The following is a 438-nucleotide window of genomic DNA, read 5'->3' on the forward strand; positions in this document are numbered from 1 at the left end:
TTGCTTTCTGGCGGGAGGTCAGTCGCCTCTAAATCCATCAGCCAGCGCCCTTGCTGTAATGTCACGGGGGAATAAGCCAGCGGGCGTGATGCGTATTTTGCTGCGGTAAAGAATTTCGGGTAAACCGGCTTGGGACTGACGACAGCCTGATGTTGCTCGGTACAGGCGCGAACAGCCAGATTGAGACCACATACCAGACCGGGTAAATAGACAATCCATTCCGGTTTGATCTGCCAGTTATAAAGCGTTGCCATGCGCTCAACGAGTACCTCGCTGAGTGATTCAGGCACTGAGCCGTAGCCAAAGACACCGTGCTCGACATGCTGGTGGAGGGCGCGTGTAATCGCATCCGGTACTCTGAAGTCACTGTCTGCCACCCACAGAGGCAGGACATCCTTTCCCTGATACTTCAGCCACTTTGTACTGTTACTGTTGGTG

At 53.9% G+C, this 438-nt stretch carries 1 protein-coding gene; it reads right to left on the reverse strand.

Going from position 1 to position 438, the window contains the following annotated elements; all coding sequences use genetic code 11:
- The coding region (locus ACYP03_RS24195) for an aminotransferase class I/II-fold pyridoxal phosphate-dependent enzyme (RefSeq protein ID WP_459782395.1) at positions 1-438 on the reverse strand (438 nt) is incomplete at both ends.

This window comes from Photobacterium sp. R1 (assembly GCF_054600795.1).